The organism is Streptosporangium sp. NPDC020145, assembly GCF_040631275.1.
Classification (GTDB): domain Bacteria; phylum Actinomycetota; class Actinomycetes; order Streptosporangiales; family Streptosporangiaceae; genus Streptosporangium.
Genome location: NZ_JBEXZT010000002.1, coordinates 148,964 through 168,715 on the forward strand (window position 1 = coordinate 148,964; position 19,752 = coordinate 168,715).

General features: G+C 72.0%; 15 protein-coding genes. 5 read left to right on the forward strand and 10 right to left on the reverse strand.

What is annotated here, in order from left to right; translation table 11 throughout:
• Positions 1 to 259: 259 nt before the first annotated feature.
• The 4 genes from ABZ463_RS03310 to ABZ463_RS03325 all read right to left on the reverse strand — a co-directional run bounded on the left by ABZ463_RS03310 (position 260) and on the right by ABZ463_RS03325 (position 7,127).
• The gene (locus ABZ463_RS03310) at positions 260 to 1,672 is read right to left on the reverse strand and encodes a DUF5719 family protein (protein WP_352009873.1); all 1,413 of its coding nucleotides are present in this window, start codon (positions 1,670 to 1,672) and stop codon (positions 260 to 262) included.
• On the reverse strand, positions 1,669 to 4,530 hold the full coding sequence (locus ABZ463_RS03315; protein ID WP_362772458.1) for a glycosyltransferase family 2 protein: 2,862 nt from the start codon (positions 4,528 to 4,530) through the stop codon (positions 1,669 to 1,671). The genes ABZ463_RS03310 and ABZ463_RS03315 overlap by 4 nt, the downstream gene beginning before the upstream one ends.
• Positions 4,531 to 4,708: 178 nt before the next feature.
• Positions 4,709 to 4,969, reverse strand: coding sequence for a WhiB family transcriptional regulator (locus ABZ463_RS03320; RefSeq protein WP_012888122.1), 261 nt, complete (start codon positions 4,967 to 4,969; stop codon positions 4,709 to 4,711).
• Positions 4,970 to 5,198: 229 nt separating this feature from the next.
• Positions 5,199 to 7,127 carry a hypothetical protein gene (locus ABZ463_RS03325; RefSeq protein ID WP_362772461.1) on the reverse strand — a complete coding sequence of 643 codons (1,929 nt, stop codon included), beginning with the start codon at positions 7,125 to 7,127 and terminating at the stop codon, positions 5,199 to 5,201.
• A gap of 261 nt (positions 7,128 to 7,388) precedes the next feature.
• Here ABZ463_RS03325 and cofD point away from each other — a divergent pair, with 261 nt between their 5' ends.
• The 3 genes from cofD to ABZ463_RS03340 all read left to right on the forward strand — a co-directional run bounded on the left by cofD (position 7,389) and on the right by ABZ463_RS03340 (position 10,989).
• The gene (gene cofD / locus ABZ463_RS03330) at positions 7,389 to 8,354 is read left to right on the forward strand and encodes a 2-phospho-L-lactate transferase (RefSeq protein ID WP_352009876.1); all 966 of its coding nucleotides are present in this window, start codon (positions 7,389 to 7,391) and stop codon (positions 8,352 to 8,354) included.
• Positions 8,351 to 9,670: a coenzyme F420-0:L-glutamate ligase gene (locus ABZ463_RS03335; protein ID WP_362772464.1), complete on the forward strand. Its 1,320-nt coding sequence runs from the start codon at positions 8,351 to 8,353 to the stop codon at positions 9,668 to 9,670. The genes cofD and ABZ463_RS03335 overlap by 4 nt, the downstream gene beginning before the upstream one ends.
• Before the next feature lie 344 nt (positions 9,671 to 10,014).
• The gene (locus ABZ463_RS03340) at positions 10,015 to 10,989 is read left to right on the forward strand and encodes a histidine kinase (RefSeq protein WP_362772467.1); all 975 of its coding nucleotides are present in this window, start codon (positions 10,015 to 10,017) and stop codon (positions 10,987 to 10,989) included.
• Here the strand turns inward: ABZ463_RS03340 and ABZ463_RS03345 are convergent.
• On the reverse strand, positions 10,954 to 11,562 hold the full coding sequence (locus ABZ463_RS03345; RefSeq protein ID WP_352009879.1) for a response regulator transcription factor: 609 nt from the start codon (positions 11,560 to 11,562) through the stop codon (positions 10,954 to 10,956). The genes ABZ463_RS03340 and ABZ463_RS03345 overlap by 36 nt on opposite strands.
• A 269-nt stretch (positions 11,563 to 11,831) precedes the next feature.
• On the opposite strand from ABZ463_RS03345, the gene ABZ463_RS03350 reads away from it, so the two are divergent.
• Entirely contained in the window at positions 11,832 to 13,343 is a 1,512-nt protein-coding gene (locus ABZ463_RS03350) for an acyl-CoA carboxylase subunit beta (protein ID WP_352010170.1), read from the forward strand.
• A gap of 8 nt (positions 13,344 to 13,351) precedes the next feature.
• Entirely contained in the window at positions 13,352 to 13,594 is a 243-nt protein-coding gene (locus ABZ463_RS03355; RefSeq protein WP_362772470.1) for an acyl-CoA carboxylase epsilon subunit, read from the forward strand.
• Positions 13,595 to 13,704: 110 nt separating this feature from the next.
• Here ABZ463_RS03355 and ABZ463_RS03360 read toward each other — a convergent pair whose 3' ends face one another.
• The 5 genes from ABZ463_RS03360 to ABZ463_RS03380 are packed head-to-tail and all read right to left on the reverse strand — an operon-like array spanning position 13,705 to position 19,481.
• A complete protein-coding gene (locus ABZ463_RS03360) occupies positions 13,705 to 14,586 on the reverse strand; it encodes a glutathione S-transferase C-terminal domain-containing protein (protein WP_352009881.1) in 882 nt (293 codons plus the stop codon).
• The gene (locus ABZ463_RS03365; RefSeq protein ID WP_362772474.1) at positions 14,583 to 16,250 is read right to left on the reverse strand and encodes an ABC transporter ATP-binding protein; all 1,668 of its coding nucleotides are present in this window, start codon (positions 16,248 to 16,250) and stop codon (positions 14,583 to 14,585) included. The genes ABZ463_RS03360 and ABZ463_RS03365 overlap by 4 nt, the downstream gene beginning before the upstream one ends.
• Positions 16,247 to 17,092, reverse strand: coding sequence for an ABC transporter permease (locus ABZ463_RS03370; protein WP_352009883.1), 846 nt, complete (start codon positions 17,090 to 17,092; stop codon positions 16,247 to 16,249). Before ABZ463_RS03370 ends, ABZ463_RS03365 begins: the two co-directional genes overlap by 4 nt.
• Positions 17,089 to 18,048 carry an ABC transporter permease gene (locus ABZ463_RS03375; RefSeq protein ID WP_362772478.1) on the reverse strand — a complete coding sequence of 320 codons (960 nt, stop codon included), beginning with the start codon at positions 18,046 to 18,048 and terminating at the stop codon, positions 17,089 to 17,091. The genes ABZ463_RS03370 and ABZ463_RS03375 overlap by 4 nt, the downstream gene beginning before the upstream one ends.
• Positions 18,045 to 19,481: an ABC transporter substrate-binding protein gene (locus tag ABZ463_RS03380; protein ID WP_362772481.1), complete on the reverse strand. Its 1,437-nt coding sequence runs from the start codon at positions 19,479 to 19,481 to the stop codon at positions 18,045 to 18,047. Before ABZ463_RS03380 ends, ABZ463_RS03375 begins: the two co-directional genes overlap by 4 nt.
• Positions 19,482 to 19,752: the final 271 nt, after the last annotated feature.

The following is a 19,752-nucleotide window of genomic DNA, read 5'->3' on the forward strand; positions in this document are numbered from 1 at the left end:
CGGCGCCGTGTGTGAGGAGTGTCCGGCTTGGGCGCGTCGGTGCTTGGACTGAGGAGCGAAGGAGCGCAGCGGACGAACGACGAGGGAAAGCACCGACTCGAAGCGCCCAAGCCCGCGACGCCGCCAGGCGGAGCAAAAAGACACGGCTTGGGCGCGTCGGTGCTTGGACTGAGGAGCGAAGGAGCGCAGCGGACGAACGACGAGGGAAAGCGTTGGCTCGAAGCGCCCGAACCCGCGACGCCGAAGGCGGAGCAAAGAGTCACAACACCACCCCCATCGATTCCGTCGTAGGTGGCACCAGAGCCCACACTCGGGCCGCGGCGAGGGGTTGGACGGTCAGGGCCAGGCCCTTCTTGATTCGTTCGTCCATCACCCGCCCGCCGTACACGGGCCCCGATCCTTCCACCGGTAGCACCAGCACTCCGAAGGGGCCGTCGACCTTGGGGAGGCTCACCTGTTTGGTGCGGGCGGCGGGGATGTCCACCTCGAACGGTTCCGGTGCCTTTCCCTTGCGTGGCAGGACCCGCACGCTCACCTTGCCTGCCGTCTCCGGCGCGCTCAGCACGAGCCTCGCGCCCTTGTCCCCGCCGGTGTGGTTGTCGGCGACCACGCTGCCCAGGTCGATGGGGGCGGCTCCGGCGGTGAAGGCCACATCGGGTTTCTTGCCGGTCCCGGTGACCGTCACCCCGGCGAGGATGGGGGTCTCCGAGGTCAGCACGAGGGCGGCCGACCGGTCGTCCACGGCGTTCGACAGGTCCAGGGTCGCGACCGACTCGGCGGGCACTTCGAGCACCTCCTTGCCCTTGAGGGCGTAGGTCCCGTCCGAGGTGATCGCCTTGATCTCGACCAGGGTGTCGGTCTCGGCGGTCGAGGCGACCAGCAGCTGGCGGGTGCCGCCTCCGCCGGGGACGGCGGGGACCACGACGCGGGTCGCGGGAGGGGCCGAGGCGGGCAGCCAGTCCACGCCCTTTCCGCCGTGCATGATCGCCCGGGCCGCCGCGGTGACCCGGCCGGAGACGGTGCGTACCCCGACCGCCATGACGAGCGGTGAGGGCGCGACGTCCTTGAGGTCGATCGCCCTGGTCTCGCCCGGCTTCATGGTGATCACGTCGCCCGAGTCGGAGACCACCGGCCCCTCCCCCGCGTAGACCGTGAGCTCGACGGTCGCCTGGGCGAGTCCCGGGTTGGCGAGGTAGAGCGTGACGTCGGCCGCCGCGGGCCCGGGACCGACCAGCCAGGTGTCGGCGGCGGGCTCGACGCACCGCACTCCGGCCAGCCCGCGGTGCCTGCCCGAGGTCTCCCTGCGGGTCTGGGAGGCCTCAAGGCCCGCCGCCATGTTCGCCTTGGCGGTCACGACGAGCGGGGCCGACTTGGCGGGGATCTTCTCGTGCCAGAGGGTGCCGGGGGTCCGCAGGGCCGTGACCGTGGTGTCCCCGGTGACGAGTGTGGCGGTTCCCGCGTCCTGGCCGCCCGGCGGGGTGACGACGGCGGCGTCGGTGTCGCCGGGGTCGGGGCAGACGACCGTCACCGAGGCGACGGGGACCCGTCTGAGGCCCTTGGCCGGTTCGGCCTCGGGAGCGGGCCTGGTCGCGGAGGCTACGCCGTACAGGGCCAGCAGGGCGACCAGGACGAGCGCGAGGAGGCTGAACCGGTTCTCGATCAGGGACTTCATCGGCTGGACGGCTCCCTGCCTGGCTCGGGGACCTCGGTGCGAATCTGACCGTCGGCGCCGCGTGAGGCCGGGGCGGCCAGGACGGAGACGACCAGCAGCAGTACGGCCTGCGCCCACAGCCAGCGGCCGTGCCAGGGGTCGTCCTGCGGGGTGGGGGGCACGGTGACCGGCTGGGTCAGCTGCCACACGCCTATGGCACGCGACAGGCTCATCCTGGCCAGGGCGGGCTGGGAGTCGAGGGCGTGGCTGATCGTCTCGGTCACCGGCGGGACGACCACGACGAACCGTATGCCGTAGGAGGCGAGCACGTCGGCGTCGTCACCGCCCCTGCCCGAGGCCAGTCCTCCCGCGGCGACGGCGACCCGTTCCCTGGGGCCGGGCGGGGTGGGGATGTCGGCCTCGCCGACCAGCGGGGTACGGCCCCGCAGCACGGTGAAGGCCAGGGCGCCGTCCTTCTCGCGCAGCAGCAGGGTCCGTTCGCCGCCGCCGGAGTTGAGGGCGGCCAGCGCGGGCATCACGTCGCCGACGTCACCGCCGAGGGGGCCGCCCGCCCCCCTGGTGATCCACATTCCGGCCGCGAGGACCGGGGTCGAGAACGCGACGGCGACGACGGCGACCGCCACGGCTCTGCGCGGCCCGCCCGCCTTCCTGAGGTCGGCGATGCGGTTGGCGGTGAGCGCGGCGACGACGAGCATGCCGATCGCGGCGAGGGCGAGCGGCACGCCGGGCCAGGCGGGGGCCCGGGTGTCGGCGTTCAGCGAGGTGACCGGGGTTCTGCTGACCAGGATCGCGACCAGCGTGCCGAAGAGCGCGACGCCCCAGCCGACGGCGACGACCGTCCGGTCGCGGCGCATCAGCAGCGCGGCCAGGCAGGCGGCGATGAGGCCGCCCGTCACCCACAGCGGCGGCATCCCCGGGCCGCCGGGGCTGAGCAGCAACAGCGAGGAGGCGGGCAGCGCGGCGTCGACCAGCTCGGGCCGGTGCAGGCCCGCTTCGAGCAGCAGCAGCCCGGGGGTGGAGACCACCTGGACCAGCCAGGGCAGCAGCAGCGCCACCGGGACGCCGAAGGCGATGACGACCGAGCCGGTCAGTCCCCTGCGGGGGAAGGCCAGCGCGGCCAGCGCGCCCAGGACCAGCGTGAGCGGGTAGATCAGCGGGGCGAAGGCCGTACCGACGGCCAGCAGCAGGCCGAGTCCCCAGGCGGCGCGGCGCGCCCGGCGCGGGTCGGCGGTCAGCATCCTGGTGGCCAGCGCCGCGTAGCAGGGCAGCAGCGTGAAGACCACGGCGGTGCCGAGTCTCCCGGCCGCGATCGCCCCGGTGGCGACGGGCAGCAGCGCGTAGGAGGCGCCGAGCCAGACGCGGGTCCAGCGGCCCGGGATCATCGCCCTGGTCGCGGTGTAGGCGGAGAGCCCGGCCAGCGGCACGCAGCCGAGCAGCAGCACGGTCACGGCGAGCCAGGGTTTGCCGAACAACACCGTGGACAGCCCGGCGAGCACCGCCACGTACGGCGGCGCCCACCCGTCACCGCCGAGTCCCGCCTGACGGTAGCCCTCGGTGTAGAGGTCCCACAGGTCGGAGGCGCCGCCGATCACGGGGACGAGCGCGCCGCCGCCCAGCCGGGAGCCGCCGATCAGGCCGCGTTCCGCGACCAGCGTGACGGCGGCCAGGACCAGGAACAGCGCCATGCCCGGACTGCCGAACAGGCGCCGGGTCGCCCCGACGTCGTCGGTGAGCAGCTCTTCCCCGTCCTCCTGGACGGGGGTCGCGGCGTGGTGGCGTCCCGCCGACTCGACGAGGCCGTTGCCCGCCAGGTAGCCCTGGAACCGGTCGGCCAGCCGACGGTAGCCCGCGCCCGGCGGGGTGAGCAGCCTGGCCGCCGCGGCGCCGCCGCGTCTCCTGCCCGCGGCGCGGACGCGTCTGGCCCTGACGAGCCTGCCCGGGTGCCTGAGGATCGAGCCGAGCGCGAGCGCCTCGTCCAGCGCGTCGGCGGGCTGTTTGGCCAGCAGGAACAGCAGTGTGCTGACCAGCGAGCCGAAGAGGTTGCGCAGCAGCGCCCACGGCAGAGACCGCGCGGGCAGGTTCGCCATGACCACGAACATGGCGTTGCGGCGGTCGAGGCGGCGGGGGTGGTCGCCGCTGACGGTGATGCGGCGGCGGCGCCTGCCAGCCGCCTCCGCGTGCCAGGCGACGGCCTGGGTGACGTTGCGGACCCGGTATCCGGCACTCCTGATCCGCCAGCACAGGTCGAGGTCGTCACGGAACAACGGCAGGAAGGGGTCGAGGCCGCCGACCTCCTCCCAGACGTCCCTGCGGACCAGCATCCCGGCCGTGGAGACCGAGAGCACGTCCCTGGCGCCGCTGTACTGGCCCTGGTCGAACTCGCGGGGTTCGATGCCGGTGTCCCTGCGTCCTCGCAGGTCCACGGTGACGCCGACCTCAAGCAGGAGCCGCCGGTCGAGCCAGTCGCGGAGCTTGGGGCCGAGTACGGCCGCGCCCGGGTCGTCGTCGGCGGCCTTCAGCAGGGCTTCGAGGGCGCCGTCGTCCGGCGCGCAGTCGTCGTGCAGCAGCCACAGCCACTCGTTTCCCTCAGAGGGCCCGAGCCGGTCGAGGACCTCGGCCACGGCCTGGCCGAAGCTCGTCGAGCGCGGCAGCGTGAGCACGGCGTTGCGGCCGAGGGTACCGGTCAGCAGCGCGGCGCTGCCGTCCTTGCTGCCGTTGTCGACCCCGACCGCCCGGTCGATGGGGCGGGTCTGCCGCAGCAGCGCGGCGAGGGTCTCCCCAAGCCAGCGTGCGCCGTCGTGGGCCACGACGATCGCGGTGACGGTGTGGTTGGGGCGGGGGGAGTCGGTGCTGGACATGCGTCCCGTGTTCAGGAAGGGCTGATGATCGGCGCGACCACGATACGGCACCCTCTGTTGAGGTATGCCTGATGCACCAAAAAAGGAGCATGTGGCCGGTCGGCCACATGCTCCGTCGATATATGATCAAGCACTCTCCGTGAACCCGTGGCCCCCGGTGAGCGCGTCAATCGTCCGCTCAGACCGCCTCGCGCTTGATCCTGCGGCGCTCCCTCTCGGAGAGCCCTCCCCAGATCCCGAACCGCTCGTCGTGCTCCAGAGCGTACTCAAGGCATTCGGCACGCACCTCGCACGAGCGGCAGACCTTTTTGGCCTCCCGAGTGGATCCCCCCTTCTCGGGGAAGAACGCCTCGGGGTCGGTTTGCGCGCACAGCGCGCGTTCCTGCCAACCAAGCTGCTCTTCAGCGATGCTGTCCTGTGCGATGACCAGGTCGGCCACTGCACACCTCCCTGCCGCCTGCCCGCAAATGGAGCCCCCCTATGAACGCCTCCCCTCTTACCCACCAGCGGGAAGGCGTAACAACACGTGTGTAATTACACGCGCGTGGCCTGTGTGACGTCAAGCGGCATGCCGGTATCCGGGGAAAGACCTGCTCTCCCCGGTAGTGGATCGTCCTACTGCCAAATACGGCGTTCACCCCGGTCTCCCGTGACGATCGCCTGGCTCTTCAGTGCTCTCGGCGGTCGGAACCGTACCAGGACATGTTCTGCTCCTGACCGGGACCCACCCTTTCTCTGTCCGGACTTTCCTCTCCCGTTACCTGGGTCGAGCGCTCCGGTTTGTAAATCGCGGTGGGGTCGATGGGGGGCTGCGAGTCCCACGAGCGCCCCGAGGGGCTCGGGCCGTTGAGCGGGTCGCCCTGGTATGCGGCGGGGTCGAACCTCAGCGTCGTCTCGGCCGGGGCCTCCCACTGGCCGCCGCCCTGCTGGTACGGCTGCGCCTGCGGGTACCCGAGGCTGTCGTAGTTTCCGCCCTGCTGAGGGGTCTGGGGGTTCGAGGTGTACTCGGGGACGCGCAGCTGCGGTTCCGGCGTGCCCGCCTGCGACTGCTGGTAGTTCTCCGCCTGCTGGTAGGCCTGCGCCATCTGCTGCGAGCGGGGGTCGACCGGGTCGGGCGCCGGGTAGTGCAGGTTCGGCTCGGTCTGGCGGACGTACTCGGAGCCGGAGTAGCCGGTGAACGGCTGGCCGTAGTTGTCCGGCGGCTGCGGGAAGGAGTGCTGCCCCTGCGCGTCGAACGTCAGCCGCGGCTCGCTGTCGGAGCCGTACGGCGAGGCCGCCTGCGGTTCGGGGCGGCCGCCGTAGGAGTCGGCGCCGTGGAACTGCCCGGCCTGCTGGCCGTACCCGGTGGCCTGGGGCTCGGCGGGCGGCGGGTAGGCGGACGGCTGGGGGTCGGCGTAGGCGTCGGTGTAGGACGGGGCCTGCGGCTGTGACGGTGGCTGCTGCTGTGGCTGCGGCTCCGTCCTCGGTCCGTAACCGGACTGGTCGTAGGCGGGCGGGTCGTAGGACGGCGCCGGAGGCTGGACGTCCGCCGGGACGTACGGCCCCGGGTTGTAGGACTCACCGTAGGAATCGTTGTAGGACTCCGCGGCGCCGTAGGAGGGGGCCGGGGAGGCGTGGGAGCCGGTCTGCGGGGTCAGCAGGTCCTGGCCGTACCTCTCGCCGTATCCCTCGGCGCCGTACGCCTCGGCGGCGGCCGGGCCGGGGGGAAGGGCGGGCTGGCTGTGCGCGGGCCTGCTCGCGGGGGCGGGCGGAGCCTGCTGCGCGAACCCGTGGCTCCCCTGGTCCTGGGCCGGGAAGCCGTGACCGCCCTGGTCCTGAGCCGCGAAACCATGGCCGCCCTGGTCCTGGACCGGGAAGCCGTGCTGGGCCGTCTCCTGGGGGCGGGCCGCCTGCTCGTACTGCGGCGGGACCTGCTCGTGCGGCGGCCGGCCGTGCGCGGGGGGCTGTTCCTGGACGTTGGCCCCCTGCGGCGCGCCCTGCTGGTCGTACGGCGGGAAGCCGTGCTGCTCCTGGGGCGGGAAGCCGTGCTGCGGGACCTGCTCCTGGGGGTGGGCCCCCGGGAAGGGCGCACCGGGCTGTGCGCCGGGCTGCGGAACGGAGTGCGCGCCGGGCTGCGGGGTGGGGAAGGCCTGGCCGTGGGAGAAGACCGGTTCCTTCCGCGCGGGCCCGGCGGCGGCCATCCTGGGCAGGAGATAGGCCAGTGCGAGGCCGGTCAGCCCAAGGGTGGGGAGGCTGACGAGGAGGAACTCGACCTTCTCCATGAGGCCGGTCTCACCGGCGAACAGGCCGCCGAAGAGGCCGACCGTGCCGAACAGGGCGGCCAGGCCGAGCGTGCCGACCGCGATCTGCGTCATGAGTTTCAGCCGCGCGATCGCCGGGCCCGCGTTTCCCGCCAGCAGCACGGCGCCGACGAGCAGCGCGGTGGTCACCGGGGAGGTGAGTCCGCCCACCTGGCCGGCCGCGCGAAACGCGAAGGACCCTCCGAGCGATGTACCGAACAGCAGCCGCTCGACATCGACGAGAACGCCCGTGGACGCTACGGCGATCATGAGCCACGCGGCCGGCTCCCTGAGCCTGCCCGCTTCCGCATTGATCACGATTACTCCCAAAGGGTTCTCAGGTAAACCCGGGGCAAGTTTTGCACATGGCCGACTTAGGTGTCTGGAGTCCCAGCAAGCCCACTTATCCCATAAGTACTACATAGCATCCTATTCGGACATATTTCGGGCAGCCCTGAAGATCACGCTGCCAGCGAAGACGCCGTGCATAACGATCAAGACAAGTCGTCCCGCCCCCTTGACGAACGCTCCCATACCCCATCAGGGCGGTACCGGTACGGCAGTGGAACACTGGACCGCATGCGCATTGTGTCCCTCGCAGGTGGGATCGGCGGTGCCCGTTTCCTGCGCGGCCTCCGTTCCGCCGTCCCCGATTCAGAGATCACCGTCATCGGCAACACCGGTGACGACATCACCCTGTACGGCTTGCAGGTCTGCCCCGACCTGGACACCGTCATGTACACCCTGGGCGGCGGCATCGACGAGGAGCAGGGCTGGGGCAGGCAGAAGGAGAGCCACGTCGTCAAGGAGGAGCTGGCCGCCTACGGCGTCGAACCGCAGTGGTTCGGCCTGGGGGACCGTGACTTCGCCACGCACATCGTGCGCACCCAGATGCTCTCCGCCGGATACCCCCTGTCGGCCGTCACCGAGGCGCTGTGCGCCCGCTGGCAGCCCGGCGTGCGGCTGATCCCGATGACCGACGACAGGGCCGAGACCCACGTGGTCATCTCCGACGAGCGGGGCCGCAGGGCCGTCCACTTCCAGGAGTGGTGGGTACGGCTGCGCGCCTCGGTCCCCGCCGAGCGGATCATCCTCGTCGGCGCGGAGGAGGCCCGTCCCGCCCCCGGCGTGCTCCAGGCCGTCGCCGAGGCCGACGTGGTGATCCTGCCCCCGTCCAACCCCGTGGTGAGCATCGGCACGATCCTGCAGATCAAGGGCATCCGCGAGGCCCTTGAGGCCAAGACGGTCGTCGGCGTCTCCCCCATCGTCGGCGGCGCCCCCGTACGCGGCATGGCCGACGCCTGCCTGACCGCGATCGGCGTGGAGACCACCGCCCAGGCGGTCCTCGACCTGTACGGCTCGCCGCTGATCGACGGCTGGCTGGTCGCCGAGGAGGACGCCGGGGTCGCCCTCGACGGCGTGCGCGTCGAGGCCCGTCCCCTGATCATGCACGACGTCGAGGCCGCCGCCGACATCGCGCGGGCCGCCCTCGACCTTGCCGTCTCCCTGGCCGGGACCGGCGGCTCGGACGGGGAGGCCCGATGAGCAGGGTCCGCCGTACCAGGGACGGCTCCCAGGACGCCAGGCTGGAGATCTTCGCCGTCCCCGGCATCCCCGAGGTGAGGGAGGGCGACGACGTCGGCGAGCTGATCGCGGACGCCGCGCCCGACCTGCGTGACGGCGACATCCTCGTCGTCACCTCCAAGATCTCCAGCAAGGCCGAGGGGCGGGTCAGGCGAGGCATCACCCGGGCCGAGGCCATCACCGCCGAGACCACCCGGGTCGTGGCCCGCTGGGGCGAGACGGTGATCGCGCAGACCACGCACGGGTTCGTCATGGCCGCGGCCGGGGTCGACGCCTCCAACACCGAGACGGGCACCGTCGTGCTGCTGCCCGTCGACCCCGACGCCTCCGCCACCGCGGTGCGGGAGAGCGTACGGCGCAGGCTCGGCGTCTCGGTCGGCGTCATCGTCTCCGACACCTTCGGCCGCCCGTGGCGCAACGGCCAGACGGACGTGGCGATCGGTGTGGCGGGGGTGACCCCCATCCTCGACTACCGGGGCATGTCCGACGACCACGGCAACGCTCTTGAGGTCACCCTGACCGCGGTCGCCGACGAGTTGGCCGCCGCGGGTGACCTGGTCAAGGGCAAGCTCGCCCAGACCCCGGTGGCGGTGATCAGGGGGATGGCCGAGTACACCACCCAGGAGGACGGCCCCGGCGTCCGCGAACTGGTCCGCCCGTCGGAGGAGGACATGTTCCGGTACGGCTCGCGGGACGTGCTCTTCGCCCGCAGGACCGTGCGTTCCTTCTCCGCCGAGCCCGTCGACGGCGCCAAGGTCCGCAGGGCCGTGGAGGCCGCGATCGCCGCCCCCGCCCCGCACCACACCACGCCGTGGCGGTTCGTCCTGCTTGAGTCGCCCGAGGTCAGGGCCAAGCTCCTGGACGCCATGCGGGAGGCGTGGATCGCCGACCTCCGGGGGGACGGGTTCTCCGAGGAGGCGATCACCAGGCGGGTCACGCGCGGGGAGGTGCTGCGCGGCGCGCCGTACCTGGTGGTGCCCTGCCTGGTGACGGACGGCTCGCACACCTACCGCGACGAGCGGCGCAACGCGGCCGAGCGGGAGATGTTCGTGGTCGCGGCGGGTGCCGGGGTGCAGAACCTCCTGGTCCAGCTCGCGGTCGAGGGGCTCGGCTCGGCCTGGGTCTCCTCGACGATGTTCTGCCGCGACGTGGTCCGCGAGGTGCTCGGTCTGCCCGGCGACTGGGACCCGATGGGCGCCGTCGCCGTCGGCCGCCCCGCGGCCCCGCCCAGGGACCGCGCCCCGAGAAAGGCCGACGACTTCATCGTCGTCCGCTGAACCTTTCACCGTCCCCCGGTTTCCAGCCCCCTCCTGGGCACCCCCCGCCGGGGAACTCTCCGCGGACGACCGGGCCCGGCTCACGGGCGGGCACGACGGCCCGCCCCGGTCGCGCGGGACCGGCCCGGTCTCCCCGTACGGCGGCGCCCTCGCGGGGTGGAGTTCGCCCTCGGCGCCCGGCCCCACTCCTCCACGACGTCACTCCTGCGAGCGCGTCCCCGCCGCCCGGCGGCCCCGTGGCGGCGCGGAGCGGCCCCGGGCACGGCCCTCGTACAGTTGCTATGGACCGCTGATCTACGTATCCGTTGCAGTCGACGCCCCAGCATGTGCTTTGGAGTGTGACGATGGAAGAAATCGCAAGGTCAGATGCTCCGCGTCGGATGCCCGTACGGCTGCGTTCGCTCGCGACGGTCCTGATCGCCGCCCAGTGCGGTTTCTGGGGTGGCCGTGTCCTCGATGCGAGTTTCGGCGAGGACCTGCTGCTCGGCGGGGTCGTCGCGCTGGCCGTCGCCGGTGCGACCGGGATCGGTTTCCTCACCCTGAGGCGGCTGGGAGACGCCCTGGTCAGGTGGCGGGGGCACCGGACGGCCCTTGAGGCGGCCAGGGCGGAGCTGTTGTGCGCCGCCGCCATCGCGCAGGAGCGCGAACGGATCGCCCGCGACCTGCACGACCTGCTCAGCCACGGGATCTCCACGATCGCCCTCAAGGGCGAGCTGGCCCGGCGGATCACCCCCGCGGAGTCCCCCCGGGTCAGGGAGGAGCTCTCGGAGATCATCGAGATCTCACGCAAGGCTCTGGCCGAAGTCCGCGAACTCTCGCACAACCACAGCAGGATGTCGTTGCGGGACGAACTGGACTCGGTGCTCTCGACGCTGTCCGGCCTGGGCATCAGGGTCGAGGCGGACATCTCCCCCGAGCCTCTCGACCCGGACACCGGGACCGTCCTGGCGATCGTGTTGCGCGAGGGCGTCACCAACCTCCTCAAACACGGCACCGGCCGGTGGTGCGAGGTCTCCGTCCGGTCCACGGGCGAGGCGGTCACGATGGTCCTGGCGAACGACTGCGCGCCGGGCAGCCCCTGGCGCCCGGCGAAGGACGGCAACGGGCTGGCCAACCTCGCGTCCCGGGTCGCCACGGTCAACGGCCGTTTCTCCGCGGCCCGTTCCGGCGGCCGGTTCGTCCTTGAGGTCGCGATCCCCAGGGACACCTTCTCCCCCGGCTCCCCGGGGTCCCCGAACTCCCTGGGCTCCTCCGGTGCCTCCGGCGTCCCGGCCGAGCGGGCGTCAGGAGAGCCACCCCGATTCCTGTGCGAGACGTAGCGCGTCGATGAGGTTGCGCGCGCGCAGTTTGCCGACGATGGCGGTGAGGTAGTTGCGCACGGTCCCCGGCGACAGTGACAGGCGGGCGGCGATCTCCCGCGCTCCCGCCCCCGACCCGGCCATCCTGAGCACTTCGGCCTCGCGCAGCGTGAGGGGGTTGGCCCCGTCGTTCCACGCGGCGAGCGCCAGCTTGGGGTCGAAGACGTGCTGCCCGTCGGCCACGGCCCGTACGGCGTGGGCGAGTTCCTCAGGCGGGGCGTCCTTCAGGACGTATCCGGAGACCTTCGCCTCGATGGCGCGGTGCAGCGTCCCCGGTCTTCCCAGGCCGGTGAGGATGAGGGTGCGGCATCCGGGCAGGGTCTCGCGCAGCCTGTTGGCGGCGCTGATGCCGTCGAGTCCCGGCAGGCCCACGTCGATCAGGGCCACGTCGGGCCGGTGCCGTACGGCCTCGGAGACGATCCGGTCGCCGTCGCCGACCTCGGCGACCACCTTGAGATCGTCTTCGAGTTCGAGCAGGGCCACCAGTGCGCCCCGGATCATGTTGACGTCCTCGGCTATCAGGACTCGGATCACTACGCCCCCTTGGCTGGTGTGCCGCTTTTCTGCGAAAAATCCACCTGTAGCGCTTTAAAAGCTGTCATATCCCACCAAATAGGTCGGGTGCGAGGCTGGTTCAAGTGTTCCTCGATCGGCTCCGGCCATGCTGGGACCCGGTCGAACGCACGCCGGAGGCCGAGCCGCCGAGGGGGATGTCGATGAGCACCGTCACGCACGAACCGCCCGAGCCCGTGACCACGGGCCCCGCCTCTCCGATGCGCGAGCGCGTCGCCGCGCTGACGTGGATGCGGGCCCGTGCCAGGGTGGGGCCCGGCGAGCAGGCCTCCCGGGCACAGCACGCCAAGGGCAAGCTGACCGTCAGGGAACGGCTCAGGCTGCTGTTCGACGAGGGGACCTTCACCGAGATCGAGGCCTTCCGCAGGCACCGCGCGACGGGCTTCGGCCTTGAGGACCGCAGGCCGTACACCGACGGCGTGGTGTGCGGGTGGGGGCGGGTGCACGGGCGCAAGGTCTTCGCCTACGCGCACGACTTCCGGATCTTCGGCGGCGCCCTCGGCGAGGCCCACGCCGAGAAGATCCACAAGGTGATGGACCTCGCGGAGACGACGGGCGCCCCGATCGTCGGGCTGTGCGACGGCGCGGGCGCGCGCATCCAGGAGGGGGTGACGGCGCTGGCGGGCTACGGCGGGATATTCCAGCGCAACGTCCGCGCCTCCGGGGTGATCCCGCAGATCAGCGTGGTGGTCGGCCCCTGCGCCGGGGGCGCGGCCTACTCCCCCGCGCTCACCGACTTCGTCTTCATGGTGCGCGGGGTGGCGCAGATGTTCATCACCGGCCCCGACGTGGTCCAGACGGTGACCGGAGAGAGCGTCACCCACGAGGAGCTCGGCGGCGCCGACGTGCACGCGCGCTCCGGCGTCGGCTCCTTCGTCTACGACGACGAGGAGACCTGCCTGGCGGACGTCAGGTACCTGCTGTCGCTGCTGCCGTCCAACAACCGGGAGTCCGCGCCCGTCCTCGCGCCCGCCGACCCGCCGGACCGGCGGGTGGAACGGCTGCTCGACCTGGTCCCGGTCGAGACCGGCCGCGCCTACGACATGCGGGCGGTGATCGAGGAGATCGTGGACGACGGCGAGATGCTGGAGCTGCACGAGCAGTGGGCGCCGAACGTCGTGTGCGCGCTGGTCAGGCTGGACGGGCAGGTCACCGGCATCGTCGCCAACCAGCCCGCCAGCCTCGCCGGGGTGCTCGACATCGACGCCTCGGAGAAGGCCGCCAGATTCGTCCAGTTCTGCGACGCCTTCAACATCCCGCTGGTGACGATGGTCGACACCCCGGGTTTCCTGCCCGGGACGGACCAGGAGCACGGCGGCGTCATCAGGCACGGCGCCAAGCTGCTCTACGCCTACTGCAACGCCACGGTCCCCCGCGTCCAGCTCGTCCTGCGCAAGGCGTACGGCGGCGCCTACATCGTGATGGACTCGCGCTCCATCGGGGCCGACCTGTCGCTGGCGTGGCCGACCAACGAGATCGCGGTGATGGGCGCCGAGGGCGCCGCGAACGTCATCTTCAGGCGGGAGATCGCCGCGGCCGAGGACCCGAAGGCGGTCTTCGACCTGCGGACCGAGCAGTACCGCCAGGAGCTGATGCACCCCTACCACGCGGCGGAACGCGGCCTCGTCGACGACGTCATCGACCCGGCCGACACCCGCTCCGCGCTGATCGGCGCCCTGGCGATGCTGCGCGGCAAGCACCGGGTGTTGCCCTCGCGCAAGCACGGAAACCAGCCACAGTGACAGCGACGATGACAGCGACGCCGATCCTGGTCGTCCGGGGCGAGGCGGGAGCCGAGGAGCTCGCCGCTCTCGCCGTCGTGCTGCTCGCGCTGGGCAGGCGGGGCACACCCGGCGCCACACCGCCCCGCGAGGGCGCCTCACGGCCCGTCCCATGGTCGGAGGGGCTGGACGGCTACCGTCCGCCCGGCTCCTGGGCCTCCGGTGAGCACCCCTCCTGGGCGGGGCTTCCCCGGGAGTCCCGCCACCCGTAGGACCGAACCGTGGACGGCCCCGCCGAAGACACGCGGCGTGGACGGCCCGGCCGCGCCGTTCACAGGACCGGATCGCGGGCGGGCCCCGCCGAAGACACGCGGCGTGCCGTTCACAGGACCGAGTCGCGGCCGTGTGGCAGCTCCCAGTCCGCCTCGACCGGTTCGACCTCGATCCGCGCCGGACCCGGTCTGCGGATCGAGGAGCGGTCCCTGCGGAAGGTCCCGAAGTCCGTGGTGTCGCGGAAGGCGGGCCGCTGGTACAGGTCGCGGGCGTAGGCCCACAGGTTCGGGAAGTCGCTCAGGCTCCGTTCGCTGATCTTCCCGAGCGGGTTGTCGAGGAGGTCGAAGCGGGCCAGGGTCGGCCACAGCCAGACGTCGGACTCGGTGATCGTGTCCCCGAACAGGAACCGGCGGGTGGCCAGGCGTCTCTCCATCCGGTCGAGGACGGCGACGACACGCCCGCGCGCCGCCTCGTACCCCTTCTGGGTGGTGGTCATCGCCACCTCCCAGGCGCCGCCGTTGAGGTCGGCGTGCAGGTAGGCGTTGAGCCTGTCGATCTCCGCGCGCAGCTCGGGCGGGTAGAGCCGGACCTCCGGGTCGCCCCACTCCTCGAACTGGGTGCCGAGGTCGACGGTGATGGCGGCGTAGTCGTTGCTGACGAGGCCGCCGGTCACCCGGTCCCACAGCGCGGGCACCGAGACCGGGCCGTCGTAGCCGGGCACGGTCGCCTCGTAGGCCTGCCTGAGGCGGCCGAAGCCGTTCACCGGGTCGGGGCCGCGCCGGGGGCCGAAGGTCCACCCCTCGGCGCCGAGGTCGTCCTCGACGTAGGACAGCGTGACGACCTCCCGCAGGCCCTTGAGGTCGCGCACGATGGCCGTCCGCTGCGCCCAGGGACACGACCAGGCCAGATAGAGGTGGTAGCGGCCGGGCTCCGCGGGGTAACCGCTTGAGCCGTCGGCGGTGACACGTCCCTTCAGCGCGGAACCGTTCACTGGATTGCCTCCGTCGTTGGTCGGGGCCGGGCGGCCGGGACGAGGTGGGCCGTACCCGCCTGTTCGGACGGCCGGTCGAGTCTGGGGATCGCGGCCAGCAGTTCGTGGGTGTAGTCGGCCCGGGGCGCGGTGAAGATCTGGCCGACGTCGCCGGTCTCGACGACGCGGCCCTCCTTGAGCACCACGACCCGGTCGCTGACGTGGTGGACGACGCCCAGGTGGTGGGAGACGAACAGGTAGGCCATCCCCAGCTCCGCCTGCAGGTCGGCCAGCAGGTCGAGCACCTGCGCCTGCACCGAGACGTCCAGGGCGGAGACCGGCTCGTCGCAGACCAGCACCCGGGGCCGCGGGGCCAGGGCGCGGGCGATGGCGACCCGCTGCCGCTGGCCTCCCGACAGCTGCCGGGGGCGGCGTTCCAGCACGCCGCCGTCGAGCCCGACCTGGTCGAGCAGCAGCAGGGCCTGGTCGCGGCGTTCCGCGCGGGGCACCCCGCCGACCATGAGCGCCTCGTCGAGGATGCGCCTGACGTTGAAGCGGGGGTCGAAGGAGCTGAGCGGGTCCTGGTAGACCACCTGGACGTGACGGCGGGCCTCACGGCGCTGCCGTGCCGTCATCTCCCCCCAGGTCCTGCCCTCGACCAGTGCCTGCCCGCCGTCGGATTCGAGGAGGCCGAGCACCAGTCTGGCGACGGTCGTCTTGCCCGACCCCGACTCGCCGACCAGTCCGAGCGTCTCACCCGCGCGCAGCTCGAAGGAGACCTCGTCGACGGCACGCCGCCCACGGAAGTCCTTGACCAGGCCGCGCGCCTCGATCACCACCTCCCCCGGGGCACGGCGCGGCTCGGGCCGTACGTGCCCGGACGTCGCCGATAGGCGGGTGCCCCTGCTGTGCTCTCCCGGGATGGCGGCCAGCAGCGCCCGGGTGTAGGGGTGGGACGGGGCGGTGAGGACCCGGCCGGTCGGCCCCTCCTCGACCACCGTCCCGTCCTTCATGACCAGCACCCGGTCGGCCAGCCGCGCGACGACCGCCAGGTCGTGGCTGATCAGCAGCAGCGCGGTGCCCGCCCGCCGCCGTTCGTCGAGCAGCCGCAGGATCTGCGCCTGCACGGTCACGTCGAGCGCGGTCGTCGGCTCGTCGGCGATGAGCAGCTCGGGGTCGCAGGCGATGGCCGAGGCGATCAGCGCCCGCTGGCGCAGGCCGCCGGACAGCTCGTGCGGGTACTGCCCGGCCCGCAGTTCGGGCTCGGGCACCCCGACCTCGCGCAGCAGCTCGATGACGCGCCCGTCGATCTCGGCGCGCGGCACCGCGCGGTGCAGCCTGAGTGTCTCGGCGATCTCCCTGCCGACCGGCCGCAGCGGGTCGAGGGAGACCAGCGCGTCCTGCAGGACGTAGCCGATCCCGGTGCCGCGCACCTGACGCCACTGCCGTTCGCCGAACGCCAGGGCGTCCTGCCCGCCGACGCGCAGCCGGGCGGCGCCGACCGTGGCGCCCTCTCCGGTGAGCCCGATGAGGCTGCGGGCGGTGACGCTCTTGCCCGAGCCGGACTCCCCGACGATCGCCACGCACTCGCCGGGGCTCACCGCCAGGGACACTCCCCGTACGGCCTCGATCGCCCCGAAGGACACGGTCAGGTCCTCGACCTCGACCAGCGGGTCACCGTTCATCGGTCCCTCCCCTCAAGGCGCCGCTGCAGGGCGCGTCCGACGACCGTGATCGACAGCACGGTGAGCGTGACGGCCGCGCCGGGGAAGACCGCGACCCACCACGCGACCGAGAAGTAGTCCCGCCCGCCGGCCAGCATCGCCCCCCACTCGGGGGCAGGCGGCCTGGCGCCCAGCCCGAGGAAGCTGAGCGAGGAGGCCGCGACCAGCGCGGTGCCGACCTCGATGGTGGCCAGTACCAGCAGCGGGGCGAAGGCGTTGGGCAGGATGTGACGCAGGACGATCCGGCTGCGGGTGAGGCCGAGCGAGGTCGCGGCCTCCACGTGGCCCGAGCGGCGGATCACCATCGTCTGCACCCTGACCAGCCGGGCGTAGCTGGGCATCGTGTACAGCGCGATGGCGTAGATCGAGTTGAGGGTGCCGGGGCCGGTGATCGTCAGGACGAGCAGGGCCAGCAGCAGGGTGGGCAGCGACAGCGTCACGTCCGTCAGCCGCATGATGATCTCGTCGGCGACCCGCCCGCCGAGCGCGGCCAGCAGCCCGAGCAGGGTGCCCGCGCCCACCGCGAGCACCGTGGCGCCGACCCCGGCCAGCAGTGACTGGCGGGCGCCGTACACGATGCGGGTGAAGACGTCCCTGCCGATGGCGTCGGTGCCGAACGGGTGACCCTCCCCCGGGGGTTGCAGCGCCATCAGCGCGTCCGACTCGTGGGGGGCGCCGTCGGTGAGCAGGCCGGGCGCCACGGCGGCCAGGACGATCAGGGAGAGCGCGATGCCCGCGGCCCAGACGCCCGGCCGGACGCCGGGTCGTTCACGGGTCGCGGCCCGCAGGGTGACGGCCGTCATGTGGCCTCCCTCAGCCTGGGGTCGATGACCAGGTAGAGCAGGTCGATCAGGGCGTTGACGACGACGTAGACGGTCGCGGTGAGCAGCGTGACGCCCATCACGACCGGCAGGTCCTTGCCGGTGACGGCGCCGAGCATGAGCGTGCCGAGTCCCTGTCTGGAGAAGACCTGCTCGATCACGACCATGGCGCCGAGCAGCAGCCCGAACAGCCATCCGGCCAGGGTGACGACCGGCAGCAGGGCGTGTCTGAGGGCGTGCCTGAGCCGTACGGCGGCGTCGGACATGCCGCGGGCGCGGGCGGTCAGCACGAACGGCTCGTCCAGCGCCCGTTCCAGTCCCTCCCGCATGACCTGGGCCAGCAGGGCCGTCACGGGCAGGGCCATGGAGATCGCGGGCAGGACCAGCCCCGCGAGGCCGTCACCGCCCGCCGCGGGGAACCAGCCGAGCTGGAAGGAGAAGACCGTCAGCAGCAGGATGCCCACCCAGAAGATCGGCACGGAGGTGCCGACGAGTTCGGCGCCGGAGGAGACCCCGCGGATCCAGCGGGAGCGCTTGGCGGTCAGCAGCGCCAGCACCGTCGCCAGCACCAGCGCCAGCCCCATCCCGGCGGCGGTGAGCTGGAGCGAGGCGCCCAGCTGCGACCAGATGGCCGTGCCGACCGACTCGTTGAGCTGGTAGGAGTGGCCGAGGTCGCCCCTGACGACCATGCCGAGGTAGGAGAGGTACTGCGTCAGGACGGGCCTGTCGAGCCCGTAGTCGGCGATGATCTGCGCCTTGACCTGCGGGGAGACGATCGAGGTTCCCACCAGTGCGTCGGCCACGCTGCCCGGGGTGAGCTGGAGGGCCGCGAAGGAGACCGTGGCCGCCCCCCAGATCACCAGGAGTGAGGTGGCCAGCCTGACCAGCACCGCGCGCAGGCGGCGCCGGTGGCGGAGGCCGGGGACGGTCCCGCTCATCGCGCGGCGACCCAGGCGTCGTAGAAGCTCGGGTAGGCCTGCGCCTCCCAGGTGACGCCGTGCACCCTCCTGGCGGCGCCGAGCACGTAGTTGAAGGTGTAGACGGGGAAGACCGCGGCGTCCTCGACGACCTTGCGCTGCACCTTGGCGTACAGCTCGGCGCGCTTGGCCGGGTCGACGGTGTCGAGGGTCTGGTCGAGCCAGGCGTCGACGTCCTTGTTCGAGTAGCGGGAGGCGTTGGCCCCCGAGCCGCCCTGGTCGTTGGGGATGTTGGCGGAGGCGAACAGGTCGCGCAGGGCGTCGGCGTCCACCCGCTGCCAGCTGTAGTCGGACAGGTCGTAGTCGCCCCGCAGGGCGATGGGCGCGTAGTTGCTCGGGGTGACGTCGAGGAACTGGACGTCGATGCCCGCCTTCCTGGCCTCGGCCTGCACCTGCTCGGACAGTACGGCGCGCTGCTCGCGGGCGATCATCTTGACGAACATCCACCGGACGGTCAGCCGTTCGCCGTTCTTCGTCCGGTAGCCCTGGGCGTCGCGGGCGGTCCACCCGGCCTCGTCGAGCAGCTTCGCCGCCGCCTGCGGGTCGTATCCACCGAGTTGTTCGGTGCCGGGGTCGTAGCCGAAGGTGCTGGGCGCGATGGGGCTCGCGGCGGGCTGGAAGACGCCGAAGTAGAGCTTGCCGATGATCGTCTTGAGGTCGATCGCCGCGCGGAAGGCCTGCCGTACGCGGACGTCGGAGAAGACGCCCTTGGCGGTGTTCGGGTAGTAGTTGTAGTTGCCGCCGGGGGCCTGACGGGTCTCAAGCCAGAGTCTGGAGTCGGCCTTGACCTGGCTGACGTTGACCGGGGGGACGCTTCCGATGGCGTCGACCTGGCCGCTGGTCAGCGCGCCGACCCGGACGGAGTCCTCCCGCAGGACCTTGAACTCCAGTTTGTCGAGGTAGGCGGGGCCGGTGTGCGCGGTGCCCCGCGGCGGCCAGGCGTACTTCGGGTTGCGGTGGTAGGTGATGCCCTGACGCGGGGTGAAGGCGTCGATCACGAACGGCCCCGAGCCCACGACCTTCCTGGCCAGGGCGTCGGCGCCGAGCTTCAGCGAGGCGGGTGACTGGATGCCGAGGTAGGGGGTGGACAGGGCCGACAGCAGCGGGGAGTGCGGCCGGGAGAGGTCGACGCGCACCGTGTGCGGGCCGATCACCTCGGTCCCCTTGTAGGGGGTGATGAGCCCGGCGGCGAGTTCGGACTTGGTCTTCGGGTCGACGACGTGGTCGAGGTTGGCCTTCACCGCCGCGGCGTCGAACGGCGTGCCGTCGCTGAAGGTGACGTCCTTGCGGAGCTCGAAGGTGTAGCTCTTCCCGTCCGGCGAGACCTGCCATGACGTCGCCAGCCAGGGGTGCACCCCGCCCTTGGGGTCCAGGGAGACCAGGGAGTCGAGCACGGGCCGAGTGAAAACGGCGGTTATGTCGGAGGGGCTCGCGTGCGGGTCGAGATTACTCGGTTCGGTATTGACCGCGTAGCGAAGAATTCCCCCGCTGACCGGTTTGGTGGATTTCGTGTCGCTTTCAGCGGCGGCGCCGCATGAGGAGAGGGCAAGGGCGGTGATGAGCAGCAACGCGGGAGGCGCGAATCTGCCGGTCAAGTACACTCCGTCAGCACCTTTACGGGTAGTGCGTGCCAGGAACCGGCCCGGGGCCGGCCGTCCATATTAC